Genomic DNA, 17,123 nt, shown 5'->3' with positions numbered 1-17,123 from the left:
CGTCGTGCCCGGGCCCCGCCCGCGCGCGACCCGACCGCCGCCGTCACCGCGGCCCGACGAAGCCGCCCGTTGCACGCCCGATGAAGGAGCGTCCCATGCCGGACCCGATCCAGTCCCTGCTCGACGAGCACGCCGAGCTGCAGCGGCAGCTCGCCGACCCCGCGGTGCACGCGGAGCAGGGCAAGGCCCGCCGCCTGGGGCGCCGCTACGCCGAGCTCAACGGCATCGTCGAGGCCCACCGCCGGGTCGGGCGCCTCGAGGAGGACCTGGGCGCGGCCCGGGAGCTCGCCGCCGAGGAGCCCGAGTTCGCCGAGGAGATCCCGGCGCTCGAGGAGCAACTGGCGGCGGCCCGCGAGAAGCTGCGCCGGCTGCTCGTCCCGCGGGACCCCGACGACGGGCGCAACGTGATCCTGGAGGTCAAGGCGGGCGAGGGCGGCGACGAGTCCGCGCTCTTCGCCGGGGACCTGCTGCGGATGTACCTCAAGTACGCGGAGGCCCGCGGCTGGAAGACCGAGTTCATCTCGACCACCGACTCCGACCTGGGCGGCTACAAGGACGTGCAGGTCGCCATCAAGTCGAGCGCCACGGACCCGGCCGAGGGCGTGTGGGCGCGGCTGAAGTACGAGGGCGGGGTGCACCGCGTGCAGCGCGTGCCCGTCACGGAGTCGCAGGGCCGGATCCACACCTCCGCCGCGGCGGTGCTGGTCTTCCCGGAGGTCGACGAGCCCGAGGAGGTCGAGATCAGCCAGAACGACCTGAAGATCGACGTCTACCGCTCCTCGGGGCCCGGCGGCCAGTCCGTGAACACCACCGACTCCGCGGTGCGCATCACGCACCTGCCCACGGGCATCGTGGTGGCCATGCAGAACGAGAAGTCGCAGCTGCAGAACCGCGAGGCCGCGATGCGGGTGCTGCGCGCCCGGATCCTCGCCCACCAGCAGGAGCAGATCGACGCGGACAACGCCGCGCAGCGCCGCTCCCAGGTCCGCACCATGGACCGCTCCGAGCGGATCCGCACCTACAACTTCCCGGAGAACCGGATCAACGACCACCGCACCGGGTACAAGGCGTACAACCTCGACCACGTCATGGCGGGGGACCTCGAACCGGTGGTGCGCTCGGCGATCGAGATGGACGAGCAGGCCCGGCTCGAGGCCATCGGCCAGCAGGACGGCTGAGCGGGGCCCGGGATGACGAGGTCGCTGGGCCAGGCGGTGCGCTGGGCGGAGCAGGTGCTCGCCGAGGCGGGGATCGACTCCGCGCGCACCGACGCGCTGCTGCTCGCGGGGCACCTCACGGGCCTGTCCCGGGGGGAGGTCGAGGCGCGGGCCGTCATCGGCGGGGACGAGCCCGAGGGCTACGCGGAGCTGGTGGCCGAGCGCGCCCGCCGGATCCCGCTGCAGCACCTCACGGGCGTGGCGCACTTCCGCTACCTGACCCTGGCCGTGGGGCCCGGGGTGTTCGTGCCGCGGCCCGAGACGGAGACCGTGGTGCAGGCCGTGGTCGACGAGCTGCGCGACCAGCTCGCCGCGGGCGTGCACCGGCCGCACGTGGTGGACCTGGGCACCGGCTCCGGGGCCATCGCGGCCTCGGTGGCGCACGAGGTGCCGCAGGCGCGCGTGCACGCCGTGGAGCTCTCCGGGGCCGCCCACGCGTGGGCGGCGGAGAACCTGCGCGGGACCCGCGCGGAGCTGGTCCGCGGCGATCTGCGCACCGCGTTCCCGGAGCTCGAGGGCCGCTGCGACGTGGTCGTCTCGAACCCGCCGTACATCCCCGCGGACGCGGTCCCGCGCGAGCCCGAGGCCCGGGAGCACGACCCGGACCTCGCCCTGTACGGGGGCGGCGAGGACGGGCTCGAGCTCCCGCGGGCGGCCCTCGCCTCGGCCGTGCGGCTGCTGCGCCCCGGCGGGTTCTTCGTGATGGAGCACGCCGAGGTGCAGGCCGGGGCCGTGGCATACGCGTTCCGCGCCGCCGGGCTCGAGGACGTCGTGGGCCACCAGGACCTGACGGGCCGGGACCGGGCCACGGCCGGGCGGACGCCCCGCGGCGCCCGCACCACCGGGATGGGAGAATGGACGCCGTGAACTCCACCGTCTACGACTGCACCAGCATCGCCCAGCGCACCGCCGGGCTCAAGCACGCCGCGCGCGCCCTCGCGGCCGACGCGTGCGTGGTCCTGCCCACCGACACCGTCTACGGGATCGGGGCCAACGCGTTCTCCGCCCGCGGGGTCGCGACCCTGCTCGCGGCCAAGGGCCGGTCCCGGGCGATGCCCCCGCCCGTGCTCATCGCCCACGCCGGGGTGCTCGACGGTCTGGCGGACGAGGTCTCCGAGGACGCCCGCGCGCTCGCCCGCGCCTTCTGGCCCGGCGGTCTGACCCTCATCTTCCACTCCCACCCGTCGCTGGGCTGGGACCTGGGGGAGACCCACGGCACCGTGGCCCTGCGGGTCCCCGACGACGAGCTCGCCCAGGCGCTGCTCATCGAGAGCGGCCCGCTGGCCGTCTCCTCGGCCAACCGCACCGGCCACCCCGCCGCGTCGACGGCGCAGGCCGCGGCGGACATGCTCGGGGACTCGGTGGAGCTCTACCTGGACGGCGGCCCGCGGCCCGTCGGGGGCCCCGCGGGCGCGGACCCGGTGTCCTCCACGATCGTGGACTGCACGGGGGAGACTCCGCTGCTGGTGCGGCACGGCACCGTGAGCCTCGCCCGGCTGCGCTCCGTCGTGCCCTCGGTGGTGCCGGCGGACGGCGACGAGGAGCTGGACGGCCCCTCCACAGCCGACACCGCTCCCGCGGACGCTGCTTCCGCGGACCCCGCCGCGGCCCGGGGGTCGCACGCGGTGAGCGAGCCCGACCCGGAGGCCGGCCCGCCCGCCGCGGGGCCGGCGGCGCCGCAGGACACGGACGCCGCCGCACGGGCGGACCAGCAGCCCCCGGCACCCGGCCCGGCGCGGGCCGCCGCCGCCCAGGGCCTGGCCGCCGCGCTCGTGGCGCGCTCCGCGGCGGGCGCCCGCCCGGCCGTGGACCAGGACCGCAGGCGCGTCGCGCGCCCAGGGACCCCGGGGGAGCCGCGGCCCCTGCCGGTCGACGAGGCCGCCCGGCTCGTGGCGCGCGGTCGCGGCGGGGCCTGAGGCCGTCCCCGGGGACGGCCCGGCCGGTGCTCAGCCCCGGCCGGCGGCGAGGTGCGCCTGGCGCAGCACCTCGCTGATCCGCGGCTCCGGGACCGCGCCGTGCTCCTCGGCCCAGCCGCGCACCTGGCGCTGGCCGAACCACGTCACCTCGAGCCGGCGGAAGACGCCGTGCCAGCGGTGGCCGGCCAGGGCGGAGACCGCGAACCCGGCGTCCACCACGAGCCGGCTCAGCAGCACGGGGAGGTGCCGCGGCTCCCGCCGTCCGGCGTCCCGCAGGATGGAGGCCGTGGTGGCGCCCTCCCACGGCTGCAGCACGACCGGCGGCAGCTCCTCGCGGTGGCGTCCGACCCGGGAGACGAACTCCGCCAGGGCGTGCACGGAGGTCACCGGGGTGTGCGCGGTGCCGTCGCCGGCCACCGAGCTCAGCGGCGAGGACGCGAAGCGGGCCAGCCGCGCCGTGGTGCGCCGTCCGGAGCCCTGCACGGAGGTCGCGCGCAGCACCGTGACGGCCGGGGCCCCGTCCTCGCCCGCCCAGTCGCGGCGCAGCTTCAGGAGCGCGCTCTCGCCGAGGGCCTTGGAGAAGGAGTAGGGGGAGAAGGGCCGGACCGTGGGGGTCTCGTCGAGGACGTCGACGTCGCCCTGGACGGCCGCGGAGCTGATGTGCACGATCCGGCGCACGCTCGTGCGGCGCGCTGCGAGGGCCACGAGCACCGGCAGCAGCGCGTTCGCCCCGACGAGGGACTCCTCGTGCGTCTGGTCCGGGGCCGCCAGGCCCGCCGCGTTGACGACCACGTGGGCGCCGGCGAAGGACTCGGCGAGGTAGTCGATGACGGACTCCAGCCGGCCGGCCTGCTGGAGCAGGTGGTGGACCGTGCGCGCCCCGGACCCCAGCCGCGGCGCGGAGACCGGGACCACCGTCTGGCCGTCCGCCTGCAGCCGGGCCACGGTCGCGGAACCCACGAACCCCGTCGCTCCCAGGACTGCCCACGTCGTCGATGTCACGGTGCTTCCTCTCCGCCGGCCGCTGCCGGTCGCCGTCGTCCGGATCCTTGCGCTCATCGTACAGACCGGCCCGCGCGGGGGCGGGGCGACGCGGCCCGCCGGCCCGGCCGCCCGGCGGCCGCTTGCTAGACTCGGGACGTCCCGGCGGCCACCCCGCGCCGGACCCCCGCACCCGTCCCCGCACCCGTCACCGCACTGGAGGAGCCGCATGCCGTCCGACCCCACGCCCACCCCCACGGTGGCGGTGGCCTGCGTGACCCAGGACCGGCACGAGGACGTCCTCGCGCTCGTCGCCGCGCTGCGGGAGCAGACGGTGCCGGTCGCGTCCCTGTGCCTGGTCGACGCGGGGCGCGAGCCGCTGCCGCGGCAGGCGCTGGAGCAGGCGGTCGACGGCCGGTTCGAGCTGCGGCTCGTGCGCTCCCTCGCCAACCTGGGCGGGGCCGGCGGGTTCTCCCTGGCGATCCTGACAGCGCTCGCCACCGGCGCGGACCGGGTCTGGCTCATGGACGACGACGCCCGCCCGGAGGGCCCCGACTGCCTCGAGGTCCTCCTGCACGAGGCCGCCCGGCGGGACCTGTCGGTCGTCTCCCCGCTCGTCGTGGCGCCCCAGGACCACGGCGCGCTGGCCTTCTCCCACCGCCTCGAGGGACGGATCACGCACTCCCGCGCGGACCTGGAGCCGCTCGGCTTCCTGCCCGGCCACGCCACCTTCTTCAACGGCGCCCTCATGGCCGAGCACGTCTTCTTCACGGTCGGGCTCCCGGACCTCAAGCTCTTCCTGCGCGGCGACGAGGTCGACTTCCTCGTGCGGCTGCGCCGCTCCGGGCTGCCCTTCGGCACCACCACGCGCACCGCCGTGGCCCATCCTCCCGGCTGGGACGAGGAGCACGTCGTGGTCCCCGGCCGGCTCAAGGTCGTGGTGCCCACCACCGCGTTCAAGCGCGAGCACTTCTTCCGCAACCGGGGCTGGACCACGTGGCGGTACAAGCGGGTCGTCCAGCTCGGCGCCGACCTCGTCGGCTACCCCCTCTACTACCTGCGCCGGCGGGACGCGGCCGGTCTCGCGTCCTGGGCGGGCCGCTACGTGGGCGGGATGCGCGGCCGCGGCTTCGGCGGGCCGCGGTGACGCCGTGAGCGGCTCCCCGGGCCTCGAGTTCTCGGTGCTCATGCCCGTCTACCGCGCCGACACCGCGGAGCGGGTGCGCCGTGCGGCCGAGTCGGCCACCGTCGAGCAGCGGCGCCGGCCCGCCGAGCTCGTCGTCGTGCGCGACGGCCCCGTCCCCGCGCCGCTCGAGGCCGAGCTGGACCGCCTCGCGCGCGAGCTGCCCGTGCCGGTCGTGCGGGTCGACCTCGAGCACAACCAGGGGCTCGCCGCGGCGCTCAACGCCGGGCTGGACCGGTGCCGGCACGACGTGGTGGCCCGGGCCGACGCCGACGACGTCTCCTATCCCCGCCGCTTCGCCGTGCAGCTGCCCGTCATCGAGGCCGGGGCCGACCTGGTGGGCTCCTCGATGCACGAGATCGGCGACGACGAGCGGACCCCGATCGCCCTGCGCCGCGCCCCGGTGGGGGAGCGGGACATCCGCTCCGTCTCGCGGCGCCGCAACCCCGTGAGCCATCCGACCGTGGTCTTCCGGCGCTCGGCCGTGCGGGCGGCCGGCGGCTACGTGCACGTGCCCCTCGCCGAGGACTACTGGCTGTGGGTGCGGATGCTGCGCGCCGGCGCCGACGTGCGCAACGTGCCCGAGCCGCTGGTCGGCTACCGGGTCTCCGCGGGCTCCTACGAGCGGCGCGGCGGGTGGCGCGTGCTCCGCGCGGAGCTCGCCCTCCAGGCCCGGCTGCGCGGGATCGGCCACGTGGGGTTCCTACAATGGGTGCGCAACGTGGTGGTGCGCGGCGGCTACCGGTTCGTCCCCACCCGGCTCCGGGAGCTCGCCTACCGGGCCATGGTCGGCGCACCCCGCCGCTGACCGTCCCGCACCGGACCCCAGCCCGCCGGCCCCCGGCTCCGGCACCGACCACGAAAGGAACGTCCGCGATGAGTGGTGAGCCCGAGCGCCCCGCCGGCACGGCGGTGCCCCCCGGGGACGCCGGCAGGGGGGCGCCGCCCCGCGCCTCCCCGCCGGACCGGCCCGTGGCGTGGCTGTGGATCCAGATGCTGCTGGACTCCGTCGCCTGGGTCGTGGCCCTCGTGCTGGCCCTGGTGCTGCGCTACGAGATGGACCTCCAGTTCATCAGCGCCCCCGGGCTGCTGCTGGTGTCCCTGGTGGCCGTGGCCGCCCAGCTCGTCGTCGGCTTCTCCTTCGCCCTGTACAAGGGGCGGTACTCCTTCGGCAGCTTCGACGAGGCCAAGCTCCTGGTCGTGGTCACCCTCATCGTCACGGCCGTGCTCCAGGTCCTGCTCCTGCTGGTGGGCACGAGCATCGGCATCCCGCGCTCCACCGCCCTGATCGCGTTCCCGTTCGCGTGCCTGTTCATGGCGGCCTTCCGCTACCTCAAGCGGATGTACCAGGAGGCCTCCGCCCGCCCGGGCGCGTCCGCCCAGCACGTGGTGGTCTACGGCGCCGGCTACCTCGGGACGTTCCTCATCCAGCGCATGATGCAGGACCCGCACTCGGAGTTCCTGCCCGTGGCCCTGCTCGACGACGACCCCGCCAAGAAGCACCTGCGGATCTCGTCCGTGCCCGTGCTCGGCACCCTGCACGACGTCCGCGACGTCATGGCCCGCACCCGCGCCTCCGTGCTCATCGTGGCGATGTCCAGCCCGGAGCCCCGCATCATGCACCGGGTCGCGGACGCCGTGGCCGGCACCGGGATCCGGGTCATGACGATGCCCCCGCTCGGCGCGGTGCTCACCGCCGAGCACCGCGCCACGGACTTCCGGGACATCAGCATGGAGGACCTGATCGGGCGCCGCCCCGTGGACATCGACGTCGAGGAGATCGCCGGCTACGTCAAGGGCCGCCGCGTCCTGGTCACGGGCGCGGGCGGCTCCATCGGCTCCGAGCTGTGCCGCCAGCTCGTGGGCTTCGAGCCCGCCGAGCTGATCATGGTGGACCGCGACGAGTCCGCCCTGCAGAGCACCCAGATCTCCATCACGGGCCGCGGCCTGCTCGACGGCCGCGACACCGTCCTCGCCGACATCCGCGACCCCGAGTCCGTCGGCACGATCTTCCGCGACCGCCTGCCCCAGGTGGTCTTCCACGCCGCCGCGCTCAAGCACGTCTCCCTGCTCGAGCAGTACCCCGACGAGGCGTGGAAGACCAACGTCATCGGCACCCTCAACGTGCTGCAGGCCGCCGAGGGCGCGGGCGTCGAGGTCTTCGTCAACATCTCGACCGACAAGGCCGCCAACCCCACCACGGCGCTGGGCCACTCCAAGCGCGTCGCGGAGAAGCTCACCGCCTGGATGGCCGACCGCACCGGGCACCGGTACGCCTCGGTGCGCTTCGGCAACGTCTTCGGCTCCCGCGGCTCGATGCTGCCCCTGTTCACCGAGCAGATCCGGCAGGGCGGCCCCATCACGGTGACGCACGCCGAGGCCACCCGCTACTTCATGACGATCCCCGAGGCCTGCCAGCTCGTGATCCAGGCGGGGGCGATCGCCCGCGGCGGCGAGGTGCTGATCCTCGACATGGGGGAGCCCGTGCGGATCATGGACATCGCCGAGCGGCTGCGCGTGATGAGCGGGCGCGAGGACGTCGAGATCGAGGTCACGGGGCTGCGCCCGGGGGAGAAGCTGCACGAGGACCTCATCGGCCTCGGCGAGAAGGACGAGCGGCCCTTCCACCCCAAGATCTCCCACGCGCGCGCCGACCGCCTCGACCCCGCCCAGCTGGACCGGCACACGTGGAAGGTGCGCGGCGGCATGGTCTACACGGGCACGATCCCCGTCGTGCGGCCGTCCACGCAGCCGCCTCCCACGTCGGTCCAGCGCCCGCGCAGCTCCTCGGGACGGGCGTCGTGAGCGCGGCCACGGTCCCGGCCGCGCTGCTCCCGACCGGCCTCGACCTCACCGACCCCGGAGCCGCCCCCGACCCGGAGGAGCTGCGCCGGCTCGGGGAGCTCGTCCTCACGGTCGGCGCCCCGGCCCTCGTGCTCAGCCTCCTGCTGCCGCTGGCGGCCAAGCCCCTGCTCGCCCGGTGGGGCGTGCTCGACGTCCCCAACGAGCGCTCCTCCCACCAGCGCACGGTCGTCCGGGGCATGGGCCTGGCCGTGGCCGTGGCCGTGCTCCTCGCCTACGGCTCCGCGCTGCTCACCGGGGCCATCGAGGTCGACCGCTCCGTGGCGCTCGTGGTCCTGGCCGTCGCCGCGCTGTTCGCGGCGCTGGGCTGGGCCGAGGACTACCGCGGCGTGTCCGTGCGGGTGCGCCTGGCCGTCCAGCTGGGCATCGGCCTGGCCGCCACGTCCGTCCTCGTCGCGGTCCTGGGCACCTCCGCGTGGTGGCTGCCCGTGGGCACCCTCGCGATCACCGCCTACGTGAACATGGCCAACTTCATGGACGGGATCAACGGCATCTCGGGGCTGCACGGCCTGGCCGCCGGGCTGCTCTACGCCTGGGCCGGGGCGTCCAACGACCTGCCGTGGATGGTCGCCGCCGGCCTGGCCGTGGCGGGCGGCTTCGCCGGGTTCCTGCCCTGGAACCTCGGCCGCGGCACCGTGTTCCTCGGGGACGTCGGCTCCTACCTGCTGGGCGGGTCGCTGGCCGGCATCGCGGTCGCGGCGTTCCTCTCGGGCGTCTACGTCGAGTACCTCCTGCCCCCGCTCGCGGTCTACGTGGCCGACACCGCCGTGACGCTGCTCCGCCGGGTCCGCGCGGGGGAGGCCTGGTACCGGCCGCACCGCCAGCACGTCTACCAGCGGCTCACCGACGTGGGACTGTCCCACACGGGCTCCGCGCTCGTCGTCACGGCCGCGACCGTCCTCGTGAGCGTCGCCTCGGTCCTGGGCCTGCGCACGGGGCCGGCCGCCACGGCCCTGGCCGGCGCGTTCGTGCTCGCGGTGCTCGCGCTCTACCTCGTGCTGCCCGCGCTGCTCGGGCGCCGGGCGGCGTCCCGGTCCCGGGTGGGGACCCGCCCGTGAGCGCGGCCGCCCTCAGCGCCCTGCTCGGCGCCGGATTGGTCGCCGCGAGCCACCTGATCACCCTGCTCGTGGCGCGGGCCACCGCGGGGGCGGACGGGCCGGTCGCCGCCCCCGCGCTCGCCGCGACCTACGTGCTCAAGGTGCTGCTGCTCGGCTGGGTGCTGCTCACCGTGCCGGCGCCGCCGTGGCTGGTGCCCGGCTGGACCGCGGCGGGCGTGCTGGGCGCGCTCGTCGTCTCCCTGGTCCTCGCGGCCCGGGCGGGTGCCCGCGGCACCCGCGCCGCCCTGGGACCGCTGCTCGAGGCCCGGCGGGCGGCCGAGTCCGCGCGCCCGGAGACGCCCGGCGCACCCGGGCGCACCGACGACAGGAAGCAGGACGACCATGAGCACGGATGACCGCGACGACGCCCGGCGCCCGGACGGCTCACCGCCGCCCGGGACGCCGGACGGAGCGCCCCCCGACCCTCCCGGACTGCGCACCGCGGGGGAGCTGGTGGAGGGCGGAGGACTCTCCGGAGGCCTCACGACACTGCTCTACGTGGTGATCGGGATGGGGTTCTGGAGTTTGGTAGGGTGGGGTGCGGATCGCGTGCTGGGAACCCGGTGGATCGTGGTCCTGGGAGCGTGCATCGGCGCCGCCTCCGGGATCTACGTCGTGTACCTCCACATGCAGGAGGGACTCCGTCGGAGTCCGACCTCCGACGGTGCAGATCCTCACAACCCGCACCAGTCCGGCCCGGACTCGGCGCCCCGACCGTGACCACCGGCCAGAGCACTGCAGAAAGGACCCGCATTGAACGCCGCCCTCATCAGGCTCCCCGCCACCGGAGGATTCACCGCCCCGACCGTCGACGAGATGCACCTGCCGCCGTTCTTCGAGCTGGGCACCTTCGAGTTCGGCAAGCAGATGCTGCTGATCCTCCTGTCGGTCGTCCTGATCGCCGGCTTCTTCATGTGGGCCATCCGCCGCAACGCCCTCGTCCCCTCGAAGTCGCAGTACCTCGCGGAGAGCGGCTACGGGTTCGTGCGCAACCACCTCGGCCGGGACATCATCGGTGAGAAGGAGTTCCGTCCCTACATCCCGCTGCTGTTCACCTTCTTCTTCTTCATCCTGGTGAACAACCTCTTCGGCTCCATCCCGGTGCTCCAGCTGCCGACCCTCTCCCACGCGGGCTCCGCCTACGTCCTGGCCGGCATCGCCTACGTCACCTGGGTCTTCATGGGCATCAAGCGGCACGGGTTCGGCGGCTTCATGGGCAAGATGACGATGCCGCCGGACGTCCCGAAGCTGCTCTACATCTTCCTCATCCCGATCGAGTTCCTCTCGAACCTGATCATCCGCCCGGTCACGCACGCCCTGCGTGTGTTCGCCACGATGTTCGCCGGTCACCTGGCGCTCATGGTCGCGGCTTCCATGACTGGATACCTGCTCTCGCAGGCCAGCGCCATCAGCGTGGTCGCCCTCGGGTCCACCGTGCTCGGCGTGTTCATCTACTTCCTGGAGATCCTGATCCAGGTCCTCCAGGCCTACATCTTCACCCTCCTCTTCGCCGTCTACGTCCAGGGCGCCCTGCAAGAGGGCCACTGACACCGGCGGAGCACTGCTCCGGCCCCGGCCGGACCCCCTCGGTCCAACCCCGAAATGTTCAGAGCCGACACGGCTACGACGCCCGGCCCCCGGGCACCTAGAAAGGAAATACCCCTCATGACTGGTTCGCTCAGTGCTATCGGTTACGGTCTGGCTGCCATCGGCGGCGGCATCGGCGTTGGTCTGATCTTCGCCGCGTACATGCAGTCCGTCGCCCGCCAGCCGGAGTCGCAGCGCGTGCTCCAGCCGATGCTGTTCTTCGGCTTCGCCGTGGTCGAGGCGCTCGCGATTCTGGGCTTCGTGCTCGCGTTCATCGCCTGAGTGGCGCAACCCGTACAAGTCCTTCCTAGAGAACAGGAATCGCGCACATGACCATGTTGCTGGCAGCCGAGGAAGGGGCGAACCCCCTCTTCCCCAATGTCTGGGAGATGCTGATCACCGGCATCGGGTTCCTGATCCTGCTCTTCCTCGTCGTCAAGTTCGTCGTGCCGGCGTTCGAGCGGGTCTACCGTGAGCGCACCGAGGCCATCGAGGGCGGCCTGGCCAAGGCCAAGGCCGCCCAGGCCGAGGCCGCCGCCGCCCGCGACGAGTACAACCAGCAGCTCGAGAGCGCTCGCCTGGAGGCCCAGAAGATCCGCGAGGAGGCCCGCCTCGAGGGCGAGAAGATCCTCGCGGACTTCAAGGACCGGGCGAACGCTGAGTCGGCGCGGATCACCGAGAACGCCCACCGCACCATCGAGGCGGAGCGCTCGGCGGCCGTGGTCTCCCTGCGCAACGAGGTGGGCACCCTGGCCACCACGCTCGCGGCGAAGATCGTGGGCGAGTCGCTCGACGACGACGCCCGGGCCAACCGGGTGGTCGACCGCTTCCTCGCCGACCTGGAGCAGGAGCAGGAACGGAATGCAGGTGCGGCGCGGTAATGGCAGACGCAGCGAACGAATTCACCCAGCAGAACGCTCGGGAGGTCGAGCGCTGGGCCGGCTCCGCCGACCCCGCGCTCGCCCGTGAGCTGTTCGGCGTGCTCGCGGTCCTCGACGAGAACGGCGCCCTGCGCCGTGCGCTGGCGGACCCCTCCTACGAGGGGCCGGCGCGCGAGCAGGTCGTGCGCCGGCTCTTCGCCGAGAAGGTCTCCCCGGACGCCGTGGAGATCGTGGCGCACCTCGCCGGTCGCCGCTGGAGCGCCGACCGCGAGTTCACCGACGCCCTCGAGCACGCCGGGGTGGCCCTCACCGCGGCGTCCGCCGCGAACCGCGGCGGGCTTGAGGGCCTCGAGCAGGTCGTGGATCAGCTGATCGCGTTCAAGGGGGTGCTGGACGGCTCGCACGAGCTGCAGCGCGCCCTGGCCGACCCGCGTGCCGACGTGGAGGCGAAGACGCGGCTGGCCCGGCGGCTGACCCCGGGCGCCTCGGACGAGGCGCTGCTGCTCGTGGAGCAGGCCGTGCTCTCGCCGCGCGGCGCCATCGTCGGGCGTCTCGTCGAGCGCTTCGCGGAGGAGGTGGCCGCCCGCCGCCAGCGGTGGATCGCGCACGTGAGCACGTCGCGGCCGCTGACCGAGGAGCAGCGCGGCCGGCTGCAGCAGCAGCTGAACGCGGTGTACGGCAGGGACCTCAAGCTCACCGTGGACGTCGACCCGGCGCTGATCGGAGGGCTCAAGGTGCAGGTGGGCGAGGAGGTCATCGACGGTTCCGTCGCCGCCCGACTCGACGAGCTGCGCCAGCGGATCGGGGCCTGACCCGCTTCGGGGCCGGCCACGACGCCGCCCCGGACGGGCGCCCCGGCCGGTGGACCGGCGCAGCGTTCCGCCACAGATTTGGACTCACGGTCACCGCTGAGGCAGTGATCACGAACTAGGAGAGCAGGGACAGGACATGTCCGAAGTCACCATCAATGCCGACGACGTCCGTAGCGCGCTGAGCGAATTCGCCGCGTCCTACGAGCCCGGCACCGCAGAACGAACCGAGGTCGGCCGCGTCAGCAGCGCCTCCGACGGCATCGCGCGCGTCGAGGGCCTGCCCTCGGTCATGGCCAACGAGCTGCTGCGCTTCGAGAACGGCGTGCTCGGTCTCGCCCAGAACCTCGACGTCCGCGACATCGGCGTCGTGATCCTCGGCGACTTCCGCGGCATCGAGGAGGGCCAGGAGGTCCAGCGCACCGGGGAGGTCCTCTCCGTGCCGGTGGGCGACGCCTTCCTCGGCCGCGTCGTCGACCCGCTGGGCGCGCCCCTCGACGACCTCGGCCCGATCGAGGCCGAGGGCCGCCGCGCCCTGGAGCTCCAGGCCCCGGGCGTGACCATGCGCAAGTCGGTGCACGAGCCCCTGCAGACCGGCATCAAGGCCATCGACGCGATGATCCCGATCGGCCGCGGCCAGCGCCAGCTGCTCATCGGCGACCGCCAGACCGGCAAGACGGCGATCGCCGTCGACGCCATCCTCAACCAGCGCGCGAACTGGGAGTCCGGCGACGTCAACAAGCAGGTGCGCTGCATCTACGTGGCGGTCGGCCAGAAGGCCTCGACCATCGCCGGCGTGCGCCAGACCCTCGAGGACAACGGCGCCCTGGAGTACACGACGATCGTCGCGGCTCCGGCCTCCGACGCCGCGGGCATCAAGTACCTCGCCCCCTACTCCGGCTCGGCCATCGGCCAGCACTGGATGTACGGCGGCAAGCACGTCCTCATCGTCTTCGACGACCTGTCCAAGCAGGCCGAGGCCTACCGTGCGGTCTCGCTGCTGCTGCGCCGCCCGCCGGGGCGCGAGGCCTACCCCGGCGACGTCTTCTACCTGCACTCCCGCCTCCTGGAGCGCTGCGCGAAGCTCTCCGACGAGCTGGGCGCCGGGTCGATGACCGGTCTGCCGATGATCGAGACGAAGGCCAACGACGTCTCGGCCTTCATCCCCACCAACGTCATCTCCATCACCGACGGCCAGATCTTCCTGCAGTCGGACCTGTTCAACGCCAACCAGCGCCCGGCCGTGGACGTGGGCATCTCGGTGTCCCGCGTCGGCGGCGCCGCCCAGGTCAAGGCCATGAAGAAGGTCTCCGGCACGCTGAAGCTCGAGCTGGCGTCCTACCGCTCGATGCAGGCCTTCGCGATGTTCGCCTCCGACCTGGACCCGGCGTCCCGTCAGCAGCTGACCCGCGGCGCCCGGCTGATGGAGCTGCTGAAGCAGAAGCAGTACACCCCGTACCCGGTCGAGGACCAGGTCGTGTCGATCTGGGCCGGCACCAACGGCCACCTGGACGAGGTGGAGGTCGCCGACGTGCTCGACTTCGAGCAGGCCCTGCTCGAGCACGTGCGCCGCACCACGAACGTGATGGACTCCATCGTCGGCACCGGCAAGCTCGAGGACGACGCCGTCGCCGCCCTGGAGACCGCCGTCGCCGAGGTCAAGCGGGACTTCCGGGGCACCAAGCACGGGATCGAGCCGGGCCACGAGGAGCACGAGCCCCTCGAGGCGTCCGAGGTCGAGCAGGAACGGATCGTCAGGAAGTAACCGGTCGGTCCGGTGCGCGGCCTCGGCCGCGCACCGGGCACGGTGACGAAAGGAAGTCACATGGGAGCGCAGATTCGGGTCTACCGGAACAAGATCGCGTCGACCAAGTCCATGAAGAAGATCTTCAAGGCCATGGAGATGATCGCGACCTCGCGCATCAACAAGTCCCGACAGGGTCTGCAGGCGGCGCGTCCGTACGCGAACGCGCTGACCCGGGCGGTCTCACAGGTCGCCACCCAGCACAACGTCTCCCATGTCCTGACCACGCGGGCCGACGAGGTGCGCCGGTCGGCCGTGGTGATCATGACCTCGGACCGCGGTCTGGCCGGGTCCTACTCGTCCAACGTGCTCAAGGAGGCCGAGGGCCTGCTCGAGCTGCTGCACGGGGAGGGCAAGGAGACCAAGGTGTACCTGATCGGCCGCAAGGCCCAGGCGTACTTCGACTTCCGCAGCCGCCCGTACGAGCGGAACTGGACCGGGGACACGGACAACGCCCAGCCGGACCGGGCGCGCGAGCTGCGCAAGGTGCTGATCGAGGACCTGGAGACCCCGTACGAGAGCGGCGGCGTCGACGAGATCCACCTCGTCTACACGACGTTCAAGTCGATGGTCGTCCAGGAGCCCCGGGTGCTGCGGCTGCTGCCGCTGGAGGTCGTGGACGCCAACGCGCTGACCGACGAGGTCGCCCAGGAGTTCGACGAGCTGGAGGAGCCGGACAGCACCTTCGAGTTCGAGCCGAACCCCGAGGAGTTCCTCGACGCGGTCCTGCCGCGCTACATCGACGCCCGGCTGTTCGCGAGCCTGGCCCACGCCGCCACGAGCGAGCTCGCGGCCCGGCAGAAGGCCATGAAGGCGGCCGGCGACAACGCCGACGAGCTCATCAAGAAGTACACGCGCCTGATGAACAACGCCCGCCAGGCCGAGATCACCACCGAGCTCACCGAGATCGTGAGCGGCGCCGAGGCCCTCTGACGGGCCGTCCCGGCGATCCAGCAACTGACCACCACGAACAAGTGAAGTGAGAGAAATGACTGCCACCATCAGCGAACAGGCCGGGCAGCCGGTCTCGGGCGGCGCCACGGGCCGCATCGCCCGGGTCATCGGGCCGGTCGTCGACGTCCAGTTCCCCGAGCACGCGGTGCCCGGGATCTACAACGCCCTGACCGCCCGGTACGAGCTCAACGGCGAGATGCGGACGATCACGTTCGAGACGGCCCAGCACCTGGGCGACAACATGATCCGCGCGATCTCCCTGCAGCAGACCGACGGCCTGGTGCGCGGCACCGAGGTCAAGGACTCCGGCGGGCCGATCTCCGTGCCCGTGGGCGACGTGGTCAAGGGGCACATCTTCAACGTGCTCGGCGAGGCCCTCGACGTGGAGACCTCCGCCCTGGAGATCACCGAGCGCTGGCCGATCCACCGCAAGGCGCCGTCCTTCGCGGAGCTCGAGGGCTCCACGGAGATGATGGAGACCGGCATCAAGTCGATCGACCTGCTGACCCCCTACATCAAGGGCGGCAAGATCGGCCTGTTCGGCGGCGCGGGCGTGGGCAAGACCGTGCTCATCCAGGAGATGATCACGCGTGTGGCCCGCAACTTCGGCGGCACCTCGGTCTTCGCCGGCGTGGGCGAGCGCACCCGTGAGGGCAACGACCTCTGGGTCGAGATGGAGGAGGCGGGCGTCCTCAAGGACACCGCCCTCGTGTTCGGCCAGATGGACGAGCCGCCCGGAACGCGTCTGCGCGTGGCCCTGACGGGTCTCACGATGGCGGAGTACTTCCGCGACGTGCAGAACCAGGACGTGCTGCTGTTCATCGACAACATCTTCCGCTTCACCCAGGCCGGCTCCGAGGTGTCGACCCTGCTGGGCCGCATCCCCTCCGCCGTGGGCTACCAGCCGACGCTGGCGGACGAGATGGGCGTGCTGCAGGAGCGGATCACCTCGACCCGCGGCCACTCGATCACCTCGATGCAGGCGATCTACGTGCCCGCCGACGACTACACCGACCCGGCCCCGGCCACGACGTTCGCCCACCTGGACGCGACCACGGAGCTCTCCCGCGACATCGCCTCCCGTGGCCTGTACCCGGCGATCGACCCGCTGACCTCGACCTCGCGCATCCTCGACCCGCAGATCGTGGGCCAGGAGCACTACGACGTCGCGATCCGGGTCCGGTCGATCCTGCAGGAGAACAAGGAGCTGCAGGACATCATCGCGATCCTCGGCGTCGAGGAGCTCTCCGAGGAGCAGAAGGTGGTCGTCTCGCGCGCCCGCCGGATCGAGCAGTTCCTCTCCCAGAACACCTACACCGCCAAGCAGTTCACCGGTGTCGAGGGCTCCACGGTCCCGCTCGCGGAGACCATCGAGGCGTTCGGGAAGATCACCGAGGGCGAGTTCGACCACGTGCCGGAGCAGGCGTTCTACAACGTCGGCGGCCTGGAGGACGTCATGCAGAAGTGGGACGAGATCAAGTCCCGGACCGGCGGCAAGTAGTCATGGCCGAGATGATCGTCGAAATCGTCTCCCTCGAGGAGTCCGTGTGGACCGGGACGGCCCGGATGGTCCGGGTCCGCACGTCCGAGGGCGACATCGGTATCCTGCCCGGCCACGAGGCCGTGGCCGGCATCCTCAAGCCCGGTGACTTCGCGGTCGACCCCGCGGACGGCGCCCGGGTCGAGGGCACGATCGACGCCGGTTTCGTCTTCGTGGACCACGACCGGGTGACGATCGTGGCGGACAACGTGGAGCTGTCCGGCGCCGCGGCCGCCTGATCCCGCCCGTCCGCGCGGGGCCCGGCCCCGCGCGCCGACCACGGCTGCGGCCT

18 protein-coding genes are annotated in these 17,123 nt (G+C 72.9%); 17 read left to right on the top strand and 1 reads right to left on the bottom strand.

What is annotated here, in order from left to right:
* Nucleotides 1–95 precede the first annotated feature (95 nt).
* From prfA to AVL61_RS18695, 3 genes are read left to right on the top strand one after another with little or no spacing between them, the layout of a single operon-like run.
* Entirely contained in the window at nucleotides 96–1,178 is a 1,083-nt protein-coding gene (prfA, locus tag AVL61_RS12880) for a peptide chain release factor 1 (protein ID WP_058874714.1), read from the top strand.
* A gap of 12 nt (nucleotides 1,179–1,190) precedes the next feature.
* The gene (prmC, locus tag AVL61_RS12875; RefSeq protein ID WP_058874713.1) at nucleotides 1,191–2,084 is read left to right on the top strand and encodes a peptide chain release factor N(5)-glutamine methyltransferase; all 894 of its coding nucleotides are present in this window, start codon (nucleotides 1,191–1,193) and stop codon (nucleotides 2,082–2,084) included.
* On the top strand, nucleotides 2,081–3,133 hold the full coding sequence (locus AVL61_RS18695) for an L-threonylcarbamoyladenylate synthase (RefSeq protein WP_331457124.1): 1,053 nt from the start codon (nucleotides 2,081–2,083) through the stop codon (nucleotides 3,131–3,133). Before prmC ends, AVL61_RS18695 begins: the two co-directional genes overlap by 4 nt.
* Nucleotides 3,134–3,163: 30 nt before the next feature.
* On the opposite strand, the gene AVL61_RS12865 is transcribed toward AVL61_RS18695, so the two are convergent.
* Complete coding sequence (locus tag AVL61_RS12865; RefSeq protein ID WP_058874712.1) at nucleotides 3,164–4,135, bottom strand: NAD-dependent epimerase/dehydratase family protein; 972 nt, start codon at nucleotides 4,133–4,135, stop codon at nucleotides 3,164–3,166.
* A gap of 208 nt (nucleotides 4,136–4,343) precedes the next feature.
* Between AVL61_RS12865 and AVL61_RS12860 the strand changes: the two genes are divergently transcribed.
* The 14 genes from AVL61_RS12860 (at nucleotide 4,344) to AVL61_RS12795 (ending at nucleotide 17,070) form a co-directional block, all read left to right on the top strand.
* The gene (locus AVL61_RS12860) at nucleotides 4,344–5,261 is read left to right on the top strand and encodes a glycosyltransferase (RefSeq protein ID WP_058874711.1); all 918 of its coding nucleotides are present in this window, start codon (nucleotides 4,344–4,346) and stop codon (nucleotides 5,259–5,261) included.
* Nucleotides 5,262–5,265: 4 nt separating this feature from the next.
* The gene (locus tag AVL61_RS12855) at nucleotides 5,266–6,105 is read left to right on the top strand and encodes a glycosyltransferase (RefSeq protein WP_082697144.1); all 840 of its coding nucleotides are present in this window, start codon (nucleotides 5,266–5,268) and stop codon (nucleotides 6,103–6,105) included.
* A gap of 68 nt (nucleotides 6,106–6,173) precedes the next feature.
* The gene (locus AVL61_RS12850; protein WP_058874710.1) at nucleotides 6,174–8,102 is read left to right on the top strand and encodes a polysaccharide biosynthesis protein; all 1,929 of its coding nucleotides are present in this window, start codon (nucleotides 6,174–6,176) and stop codon (nucleotides 8,100–8,102) included.
* Nucleotides 8,099–9,217, top strand: coding sequence for an MraY family glycosyltransferase (locus AVL61_RS12845; RefSeq protein WP_082697143.1), 1,119 nt, complete (start codon nucleotides 8,099–8,101; stop codon nucleotides 9,215–9,217). Before AVL61_RS12850 ends, AVL61_RS12845 begins: the two co-directional genes overlap by 4 nt.
* Nucleotides 9,214–9,612, top strand: coding sequence for a hypothetical protein (locus tag AVL61_RS12840; RefSeq protein ID WP_058874709.1), 399 nt, complete (start codon nucleotides 9,214–9,216; stop codon nucleotides 9,610–9,612). Before AVL61_RS12845 ends, AVL61_RS12840 begins: the two co-directional genes overlap by 4 nt.
* Nucleotides 9,599–9,976 carry an AtpZ/AtpI family protein gene (locus AVL61_RS12835; protein WP_058874708.1) on the top strand — a complete coding sequence of 126 codons (378 nt, stop codon included), beginning with the start codon at nucleotides 9,599–9,601 and terminating at the stop codon, nucleotides 9,974–9,976. The genes AVL61_RS12840 and AVL61_RS12835 overlap by 14 nt, the downstream gene beginning before the upstream one ends.
* A gap of 33 nt (nucleotides 9,977–10,009) precedes the next feature.
* Nucleotides 10,010–10,804 (top strand): F0F1 ATP synthase subunit A, encoded by a 795-nt coding sequence (atpB, locus tag AVL61_RS12830; RefSeq protein WP_058874707.1) that lies wholly within the window; start codon nucleotides 10,010–10,012, stop codon nucleotides 10,802–10,804.
* A gap of 117 nt (nucleotides 10,805–10,921) precedes the next feature.
* Nucleotides 10,922–11,125: an ATP synthase F0 subunit C gene (gene atpE, locus AVL61_RS12825; protein WP_017833261.1), complete on the top strand. Its 204-nt coding sequence runs from the start codon at nucleotides 10,922–10,924 to the stop codon at nucleotides 11,123–11,125.
* Nucleotides 11,126–11,172: 47 nt separating this feature from the next.
* Nucleotides 11,173–11,724 (top strand): F0F1 ATP synthase subunit B, encoded by a 552-nt coding sequence (locus AVL61_RS12820; RefSeq protein WP_058874706.1) that lies wholly within the window; start codon nucleotides 11,173–11,175, stop codon nucleotides 11,722–11,724.
* A complete protein-coding gene (locus AVL61_RS12815; RefSeq protein ID WP_058874705.1) occupies nucleotides 11,724–12,536 on the top strand; it encodes a F0F1 ATP synthase subunit delta in 813 nt (270 codons plus the stop codon). The genes AVL61_RS12820 and AVL61_RS12815 overlap by 1 nt, the downstream gene beginning before the upstream one ends.
* 136 nt (nucleotides 12,537–12,672) lie before the next feature.
* On the top strand, nucleotides 12,673–14,298 hold the full coding sequence (gene atpA / locus AVL61_RS12810) for a F0F1 ATP synthase subunit alpha (RefSeq protein ID WP_058874704.1): 1,626 nt from the start codon (nucleotides 12,673–12,675) through the stop codon (nucleotides 14,296–14,298).
* Between the two features lie 60 nt (nucleotides 14,299–14,358).
* Nucleotides 14,359–15,270: a F0F1 ATP synthase subunit gamma gene (locus AVL61_RS12805; RefSeq protein ID WP_058874703.1), complete on the top strand. Its 912-nt coding sequence runs from the start codon at nucleotides 14,359–14,361 to the stop codon at nucleotides 15,268–15,270.
* A 55-nt stretch (nucleotides 15,271–15,325) separates the two neighbouring features.
* On the top strand, nucleotides 15,326–16,792 hold the full coding sequence (gene atpD / locus AVL61_RS12800) for a F0F1 ATP synthase subunit beta (protein WP_058874702.1): 1,467 nt from the start codon (nucleotides 15,326–15,328) through the stop codon (nucleotides 16,790–16,792).
* A gap of 2 nt (nucleotides 16,793–16,794) precedes the next feature.
* A complete protein-coding gene (locus AVL61_RS12795; protein ID WP_058874701.1) occupies nucleotides 16,795–17,070 on the top strand; it encodes a F0F1 ATP synthase subunit epsilon in 276 nt (91 codons plus the stop codon).
* Nucleotides 17,071–17,123: the final 53 nt, after the last annotated feature.

Origin of the sequence: Kocuria rosea subsp. polaris, assembly GCF_001483755.1 — a bacterium.
GTDB classification, from domain to species: domain Bacteria; phylum Actinomycetota; class Actinomycetes; order Actinomycetales; family Micrococcaceae; genus Kocuria; species Kocuria cellulosilytica.
Note: the sequence above shows the minus strand (reverse complement) of the source record. Positions and strands in the feature narration are given on the sequence as shown.